6 protein-coding genes and 2 rRNA genes (1 of these 8 running past the window's edge) are annotated in these 8,418 nt (G+C 44.6%); 1 reads left to right on the forward strand and 7 read right to left on the reverse strand.

The genetic code is table 11. The annotated features are described in order from the left end of the window. The first annotated feature begins 34 nt into the window (after nt 1–34). The gene (locus JJQ94_RS24460; RefSeq protein WP_442793316.1) at nt 35–271 is read left to right on the forward strand and encodes a DUF2909 domain-containing protein; all 237 of its coding nucleotides are present in this window, start codon (nt 35–37) and stop codon (nt 269–271) included. On the opposite strand, the gene JJQ94_RS22855 is transcribed toward JJQ94_RS24460, so the two are convergent. The 7 genes from JJQ94_RS22855 to JJQ94_RS22885 form a co-directional block, all read right to left on the reverse strand. Next, complete coding sequence (locus tag JJQ94_RS22855; RefSeq protein WP_099031851.1) at nt 177–1,052, reverse strand: cytochrome c oxidase subunit 3; 876 nt, start codon at nt 1,050–1,052, stop codon at nt 177–179. The genes JJQ94_RS24460 and JJQ94_RS22855 overlap by 95 nt on opposite strands. Continuing rightward, nucleotides 1,042–1,620: a cytochrome c oxidase assembly protein gene (locus tag JJQ94_RS22860; RefSeq protein ID WP_099031852.1), complete on the reverse strand. Its 579-nt coding sequence runs from the start codon at nt 1,618–1,620 to the stop codon at nt 1,042–1,044. Before JJQ94_RS22860 ends, JJQ94_RS22855 begins: the two co-directional genes overlap by 11 nt. Next, nucleotides 1,620–3,194, reverse strand: coding sequence for a cytochrome c oxidase subunit I (gene ctaD, locus JJQ94_RS22865; protein ID WP_099031853.1), 1,575 nt, complete (start codon nt 3,192–3,194; stop codon nt 1,620–1,622). The genes JJQ94_RS22860 and ctaD overlap by 1 nt, the downstream gene beginning before the upstream one ends. After that, on the reverse strand, nt 3,194–4,336 hold the full coding sequence (coxB, locus tag JJQ94_RS22870; protein WP_099031854.1) for a cytochrome c oxidase subunit II: 1,143 nt from the start codon (nt 4,334–4,336) through the stop codon (nt 3,194–3,196). Before coxB ends, ctaD begins: the two co-directional genes overlap by 1 nt. A 359-nt stretch (nt 4,337–4,695) precedes the next feature. Continuing rightward, a complete protein-coding gene (lexA, locus tag JJQ94_RS22875) occupies nt 4,696–5,310 on the reverse strand; it encodes a transcriptional repressor LexA (protein ID WP_039490834.1) in 615 nt (204 codons plus the stop codon). Between the two features lie 501 nt (nt 5,311–5,811). Beyond that, a 5S ribosomal RNA gene (gene rrf / locus JJQ94_RS22880) occupies nt 5,812–5,925 on the reverse strand. A gap of 118 nt (nt 5,926–6,043) precedes the next feature. Then, a 23S ribosomal RNA gene (locus tag JJQ94_RS22885) occupies nt 6,044–8,418 on the reverse strand; it runs 509 nt beyond the window's last position.

The following is an 8,418-nucleotide window of genomic DNA, read 5'->3' on the forward strand; positions in this document are numbered from 1 at the left end:
GCTACTACTCGTTTTTCTAAATCTATTTAGAGCTATGCTAGTCATGCTCAAGTCAGAGCAACAAGAGTCGATGGCGAGGCTATTGCAACAAAGAGTTTATGCATCAATAGCTGTCGTACTTCTAATCTGCCTTGCTGCTCAATTTGGCTTTATAAAACTACACTCTTCACCCGTTGTTACAACACATAAACAAATACAAACAGGCACAACCAAACAACATCAACAAAATGCCAATACCAAGCCCCAGCTTGAAAAGCAAAGTGGTTCTTAGCGGTAAAGTGCCCCTTCAACACCCTGATCCATATAACAAAAAGAATGATCGCGCCAAGTGTGACATGAAAGCCATGAAATCCTGTCAGTAGAAAGAATGTATTACCGTAAACCCCCGACTGGAGAGTTAACCCTAGATCTTGATAAGCGTGAATATACTCTTCCACTTGCAAGGTTAAGAATGCGACGCCAAGTACTACTGTTAATCCTAAGAACGCCTTCACTTTCGCCCGTTGCTCTTTTTCTAAAGCTACATGAGCAAAGCTAAGAGTTACTGATGATGCTAATAGAATAATCGTATTGATCAGCGGAAGTCCCTGCCAACCCATTGCTTGAGTGACAGTTCCATCTGGAGTTGTGAGCAATGGCCATACAGCTTCAAATTGAGGCCATAAAACCTCGTTGGTGCTGGCGTTATTACTTGCACCGCCTAACCACGGCACAGCTATCATTCGTGCATAAAAAAGTGCACCAAAAAAAGCAGCAAAAAACATAACCTCGGAAAAGATAAACCATCCCATTCCTTGCTTGAACGAACGATCCATTTGGGCCGAATATAGTCCAGTTTGAGATTCTTGGATCACATTCCTGAACCAACCAAAAATCATATAGATCAGCACAGCAATACCCACGAGCAGTAGCATTACTCCGCTATTACTGTTTGATTTAAGTTGAATAATCGTTAGGCCAGCGCCAACAGCGATAAAGAAAAGTGCAAAAGCCCCGACGATTGGCCATGGACTTTGCTCAGGCACGTAATATTTTTCTTGTTCATGGTTCATATTTGAACTCCTCTAGAGCGGCTAGCATATTCAGTCCATCACTGTCTTGTTTGCTAACTCGTTCTGTAATATCAAACAACGTATATGAAAGCGTGAGTTCCTCAACATCACTTGGGAGCTCCGTATCTACATAGAACCTCAAGACAAACTCAACTTCTTCTTTGCCTTTCATTGGTTGCTGATCAAAACAAAAGCAGGCCATTTTGTGTAAATACTTTGCAGCTTTCCCTGGGGACACTGAAGGGATCGCTTGCAACACACGCTCACTATCACTCAAGTTTTTTGCAATAAATTTGACATCGGTTAGCTTACCTGGTGTAACCCTAACCGAATGCTCGACTGCATCGACCTTAAATGGCGCCTGGCTTTGACTATGCGTTGTGAAGCTCACATCTACTTGTCGACTTTGTGCAATTGACTCGCTCTGCTTTGCGATTTCCATGGATGGCTTACCATTTAGACCTGTGACATCACAAAAAACGTCGTATAGAGGAACCAGCGCAAAGGCAAAAGCAAACATGCCTAGCGTCAACAAAATAAGCTTCTTAAGCAGGCGTCCATGTTGCATTACTTAATCTCCGGTGGCGTTGAAAAGGTATGATAAGGAGCAGGAGATGGTATTTGCCACTCTAATCCTTCTGCCCCATCCCAGACTTTCCCAGGGGCCTGTTCTCCACCTTTTATACATTTATAAACTACTGCAACAAACAACAGTTGAGAAAGACCAAAAGCAAATCCTCCAATACTAATGATCGCGTTGAAATCAGCGAACTGTAGAGCATAATCAGGGATCCGCCTTGGCATGCCAGCAAGACCAACAAAGTGCATTGGGAAGAACAATACGTTCACACTAACCAAGGAGAGCCAAAAGTGAAATTTAGCCAATCTAATATCAAACATGTGCCCCGTCCACTTTGGTAACCAATAATATGCAGCGGCCATTATTGAAAACACAGCTCCTGTGACCAACACGTAATGGAAATGCGCGACAACGAAGTAGGTATCGTGATATTGGAAATCTGCGGGTGTAATCGCTAACATCAAGCCGGAAAATCCACCAATTGTGAAAAGTACGATAAATGCAATGGCAAAAAGCATCGGCACTTCAAAACTAATGGCACCTCGCCACATTGTAGCCACCCAGTTGAAAACCTTAACGCCAGTAGGCACTGAAATGAGCATAGTTGCATACATAAAAAACAACTCGGCAGCTAAAGGCATGCCGGTTGTAAACATATGGTGAGCCCAAACGACGAACGACAGCAGTGCAATTGAAGCGGTTGCATAAACCATTGATGCGTAGCCAAACAGTTTCTTTCTTGAAAATGTCGGTACTATCGTAGAGATTATGCCGAAAGCAGGTAATATCATGATATACACTTCAGGATGGCCAAAGAACCAGAATATATGCTGGAACATAACTGGATCACCACCACCTGCTGCATCAAAAAAGCTCGTTCCAAAGAACTTGTCGGTCAATACCATAGTCACAGCGCCAGCGAGTACAGGCATAACAGCAATCAGAAGAAATGCAGTTATCAGCCAAGTCCAGACAAATAAAGGCAACTTCATCCATGTCATACCTGGAGCTCTAAGATTGACTATGGTCACGATAACGTTGATAGCACCCATAATAGAGCTAATGCCCATTATATGGATCGCAAACACAAAAAATGCGGTATTGTCATTGCTGTACGTTGTAGATAGTGGCGCATAAAAAGTCCAACCGAAAGCAGGCCCACCGCCTTCTAAAAATAATGACATCAGTAAAATTGCAAATGCAAAGGGTAGTATCCAAAAACTCCAATTATTCATTCTCGGTAGCGCCATATCAGGAGCACCAATCATCATTGGGATCATCCAGTTGGCAAGACCAGTAAATGCGGGCATTACTGCGCCAAATACCATTATTAGTCCATGCACTGTCGTCATTTGATTAAAAAAATGCGGATCTACAAGCTGTAACCCAGGCTGGAAAAGCTCGGCTCGGATCACCATCGCCATAGCACCGCCAATTAAAAACATGGTTAGTGAGAACAATAAATACAGTGTTCCAATGTCTTTATGATTAGTGGTAAACAGCCAGCGCTTTAAGCCTTTGGGAGCCGTATGGTGTGAATGTTCTTCTACGATGGCACTCATTACTTACTCTCCTCTAATGCATCTATCTCACGCTGTATTTGGCTTGGCTGAATAACATCGCCTGTGTCATTACCCCAGCTATTTCTTTTATAGGTAATCACCCCCGCGATCTGCTTGATTGTTAATTGCTTTGCAAAAGATTGCATCGCAGTTCCTGGACGACCTAAAAGCAAAATATCTATATGATCTTTAATATCTCCAGTGACGACTTTACTCCCTTTCATTGCAGGGAAGACACCTGGTAGCCCAAGCCCCGTAGGTTGATGGCAAGCTGCACAATAAGCCATGTAAGTTTGTTCACCGACCTCCATTAACTCTTGTTTCGAAAGAGTTTGTTGGGCAACTGCTTGTGACTCGGCTTCTGCCTTTGCTTTTTCGGCTTTAGCATAGTTGAGCCAACTATCAAATTTATCAGGACTTACAGCCTCGACGACGACTGGCATAAAGCCGTGATCTTTGCCACATAATTCCGCACACTGCCCCCTATAAATTCCCTCATCGTTTACCTTAGTCCATGCCTCATTTATAAAGCCCGGATTGGCATCCTTCTTCACCGCAAAATCGGGCACCCACCAAGAATGGATGACATCATCTGAGGTCATCAAAAAGCGAACTTTCCTATCGGTGGGAATGACTAAATGCTTATCGACTTCAAGCAGGTAATTTTCATTTTTTTCTTTAAGGTCACTAATTTCATCTTTCGGAGTAGAGAGTAAAGAATAGAACTCAACATCATGCCCCATGTACTCATAGTGCCATTTCCACTGAGAGCCTGTGACCTTAATGGTCAGATCAGCTTTACTCGTATCTTCCATAGCAATAAGCGTTTTTGTAGCTGGTATTGCCATACCAATGAGTATCAGGAAGGGAATAGCAGTCCAAAGTATTTCCACTTTGGTGCTTTCATGAAATTGCGCTGCAACAACGCCTTTTGACTTTCTGTGTTTTATAAGCGCCCAAAACATAATCCCAAATACAATCACTCCAATGACGCAACATATTAGAAATATGGTCATGTGAAGCTCATACACTTGATGACTAATGTCTGTAACGCCTTGCCTCATATTGTAAGCGCTGTTAGCAAGTGAGGGCATGGCGATTAGCACTGCGATGAATGCTACAACTAATCGACAAATTTTCATTTGACGTCTCCTTCAAGACAACTCGTAGTTATCTTTTGTTATTATTGGATGACTGTCATATTGTCTATTTGTACATAGACTTACTGCACGACTATTAACCAATTAGTCAAAAAACAAACAAATTGCAAGATTTTTGAGAAGACTGACTTTAGAATCAAAACAGGGATTATAGAAGGTAAAACGAAGAATGATGAAAAATAGTGTATAAAGATCAGAAAACTAAAAATATTACTAAATGATTAAAGTCACTATAATCATCTTACTTTCACACAGTTAGAAAAGTTAATTATTACTTTCTAAACAAAATATAGTTAAAGCAAGCGCAACTTTATATTTAACGCTACGCTCGCTCTCATAAACTACATCCAGTCAGCGCTTCTAATCACACCTACAGCTAACCCTTCAATGGAGAAATTTTGATGCTCTAGATCCACTTCAATCGCTTTAAACTCTTCATTCTCAGCATGCAACAAAACTTTCTTTCCTTTCTTTTCAAAGCGTTTAACAGTCACGTCCTCTTCTACACGAGCTACTATCACTTGGCCATTTTCAGCCACCTGAGTGCTGTGAACCGCTAGCAGATCACCATCCATAATGCCAATATCCTTCATGCTCATACCATTAACTCTCAAAAGGTAATCAGCATTAGGTTTAAAAAAGCTCGCATCTACATTACAGTGACTTTCTACATGTTGCTCTGCCAGAATAGGCTCACCAGCAGCAACACGGCCGATAATAGGTAAACCAAGTTGCTCTGATTCATCCTCTACAAGTCGAATCCCACGGCTTGCACCAGGGACCATTTCAATAACTCCCTTTTTCGCAAGCGCCTTAAGATGTTCTTCCGCTGCATTTGCACTCTTAAAACCCAAAGCATCAGCTATTTCAGCACGAGTTGGAGGCATGCCAGTATCTTTTATGAATACTTTTATTAATTCAAAGATTTGTTCTTGTCGTTTTGTTAGAGGACGCATTAACTGGTGTTCCATACAGTGGTTTATTTACTGTAAGTATATACAGCTCAAAAAAAATCGCAAATGTTTCTTTATTCGACATATTTTAAGTGTATTTGCTGATAGCATTAATTAAGCAGTATTAAACAAGAAGCGAAGTCCGTGCCTCAGAGCACAACCTGCGACTCTATGCAATAAGAAATAGATTATTAAGATTTAGGGCTGATAAACCGCCTCCCACCATGTTGCACTATGCTGATACGGTGGTGGGAGCGAGTTTACCTCGCGAGATTTTCTATATCCCAAACAGCAAAAAAACCATCACATTGCTGAAACGGGTTTTGATGTACATGTTTTTTTGCTGGAACTTCATTGCAACCCATCAGCGGGTAAACCATCTCCTACCGTGTTGTACTGTGCTGATACTGTGGTGGGAGTGGGAGCGAGTTTACCTCGCGAGGTTTTTAAATCACAAACAGCAAAAAACCCGTCGCATTGCTGCAACGGGTTTCTCTTATTTGGCCCTGGCGATGTTCTACTTTCACATGGGTAATCCACACTATCATCGACGCTGTTTTGTTTCACTTCTGAGTTCGGCATGGGGTCAGGTGGGTCCAAAACGCTATAGTCACCAGGAAATTCTGTTCATCAATGAAGTCTCCCTCATCAATGTAAATCCGGAAAAAGCTTATTAAATTCTTTTGTCTACTTTAGTCTATTAACTTCTGTCGCTTATAAACCACTTTGGCGTTGTATGGTTAAGCCTCACGGGTAATTAGTACGAGTTAGCTTAATGCCTCACAGCACTTCCACATCTCGCCTATCAACGTTGTAGTCTTCAACGGCCCTTCAGTTGACTCTAAGTCAAAGTGAGAACTCATCTCGAGGCCTGCTTCCCGCTTAGATGCTTTCAGCGGTTATCAGTTCCGAACGTAGCTACCGGGCAATGCAATTGGCATCACAACCCGAACACCAGCGGTTCGTCCACTCCGGTCCTCTCGTACTAGGAGCAGCCCCTCTCAATTCTCAAACGCCCACGGCAGATAGGGACCGAACTGTCTCACGACGTTCTAAACCCAGCTCGCGTACCACTTTAAATGGCGAACAGCCATACCCTTGGGACCGACTTCAGCCCCAGGATGTGATGAGCCGACATCGAGGTGCCAAACACCGCCGTCGATATGAACTCTTGGGCGGTATCAGCCTGTTATCCCCGGAGTACCTTTTATCCGTTGAGCGATGGCCCTTCCATTCAGAACCACCGGATCACTATGACCTACTTTCGTACCTGCTCGACGTGTCTGTCTCGCAGTTAAGCTTGCTTCTACCATTACACTAACCGTACGATGTCCGACCGTACTTAGCAAACCTTCGTGCTCCTCCGTTACTCTTTGGGAGGAGACCGCCCCAGTCAAACTACCCACCAGGCACTGTCCTCAACCCCGATTCAGGGGCCTAAGTTAGAACATCAACACTACAAGGGTGGTATTTCAAGGTCGGCTCCACAGAAACTAGCGTCTCTGCTTCAAAGCCTCCCACCTATCCTACACATGTAGGGTCAATGTTCAGTGCCAAGCTGTAGTAAAGGTTCACGGGGTCTTTCCGTCTAGCCGCGGGTACACAGCATCTTCACTGCGATTTCAATTTCACTGAGTCTCGGGTGGAGACAGCGTGGCCATGGTTACACCATTCGTGCAGGTCGGAACTTACCCGACAAGGAATTTCGCTACCTTAGGACCGTTATAGTTACGGCCGCCGTTTACCGGGGCTTCGATCAAGAGCTTCGCCTAAGCTAACCCCATCAATTAACCTTCCGGCACCGGGCAGGTGTCACACCGTATACGTCATCTTACGATTTTGCACAGTGCTGTGTTTTTAATAAACAGTCCCAGCCACCTGGTCACTGCGGCTCTCGTTTGCTTACAGAGCAAGTCCTTCACAAACAAGAGCGTACCTTCTCCCGAAGTTACGGTACAATTTTGCCTAGTTCCTTCACCCGAGTTCTCTCAAGCGCCTTAGTATTCTCTACCTGACCACCTGTGTCGGTTTAGGGTACGATTCAGTATGAACTGAAGCTTAGAGGCTTTTCCTGGAAGTAGGGCATCAACAACTTCACCACCTTAGTGGCTCGTCTCGACTCTCAGCCTTGGCAACCCGGATTTTCCTAAGTCACCAGCCTACAGCCTTTCACATGGACAACCAACGCCATGCTTGCCTAGCCTGCTCCGTCCCCCCATCGCATTCATACCGAGTACGGGAATATTAACCCGTTTCCCATCGACTACGCTCTTCAGCCTCGCCTTAGGGGTCGACTCACCCTACCCTGATTAACATGGGATAGGAACCCTTGGTCTTCCGGCGGAGGAGTTTTTCACTCCTCTTGTCGTTACTCATGTCAGCATTCGCACTTCTGATATGTCCAGCATGCCTCCCGGCACACCTTCAGCCACTTACAGAACGCTCCCCTACCCCGCGAACTAAGTTCGCAGCCGTAGCTTCGGTGGTATGTTTAGCCCCGTTACATCTTCCGCGCAGGCCGACTCGACTAGTGAGCTATTACGCTTTCTTTAAAGGGTGGCTGCTTCTAAGCCAACCTCCTAGCTGTTTTAGCCTTCCCACATCGTTTCCCACTTAACATACACTTTGGGACCTTAGCTGACGGTCTGGGTTGTTTCCCTCTCCACGACGGACGTTAGCACCCGCCGTGTGTCTCCCGGATATTACTTTACGGTATTCGGAGTTTGCAAAGGGTTGGTAAGTCGGGATGACCCCCTAGCCTTAACAGTGCTCTACCCCCGTAAGTATTCGTCCGAGGCTCTACCTAAATAGATTTCGGGGAGAACCAGCTATCTCCCGGTTTGATTAGCCTTTCACTCCTAGCCACAGGTCATCCCCTAACTTTTCAACGTTAGTGGGTTCGGTCCTCCAGTTGATGTTACTCAACCTTCAACCTGCCCATGGCTAGATCACCGGGTTTCGGGTCTATACCCTGCAACTTAAGCGCCCAGTTAAGACTCGCTTTCGCTACGGCTCCCCTAAATGGTTAACCTCGCTACAGAATATAAGTCGCTGACCCATTATACAAAAGGTACGCAGTCACCCAACAAGTAGGCTCCTACTGCTTGTACG

It is taken from the genome of Pseudoalteromonas sp. GCY (assembly GCF_016695175.1).
Taxonomy (GTDB): domain Bacteria; phylum Pseudomonadota; class Gammaproteobacteria; order Enterobacterales; family Alteromonadaceae; genus Pseudoalteromonas.

Bases quoted from the DNA above. Each gene is read 5' to 3' on its own strand.
- JJQ94_RS24460 (WP_442793316.1), top strand. From the start codon at position 35: ATGCTAGTCATGCTCAAGTCAGAGCAACAAGAGTCGATGGCGAGGCTA.
- JJQ94_RS22855 (WP_099031851.1), bottom strand. From the start codon at position 1,052: ATGAACCATGAACAAGAAAAATATTACGTGCCTGAGCAAAGTCCATGG.
- JJQ94_RS22860 (WP_099031852.1), bottom strand. From the start codon at position 1,620: ATGCAACATGGACGCCTGCTTAAGAAGCTTATTTTGTTGACGCTAGGC.
- ctaD (WP_099031853.1), bottom strand. From the start codon at position 3,194: ATGAGTGCCATCGTAGAAGAACATTCACACCATACGGCTCCCAAAGGC.
- coxB (WP_099031854.1), bottom strand. From the start codon at position 4,336: ATGAAAATTTGTCGATTAGTTGTAGCATTCATCGCAGTGCTAATCGCC.
- lexA (WP_039490834.1), bottom strand. From the start codon at position 5,310: ATGCGTCCTCTAACAAAACGACAAGAACAAATCTTTGAATTAATAAAA.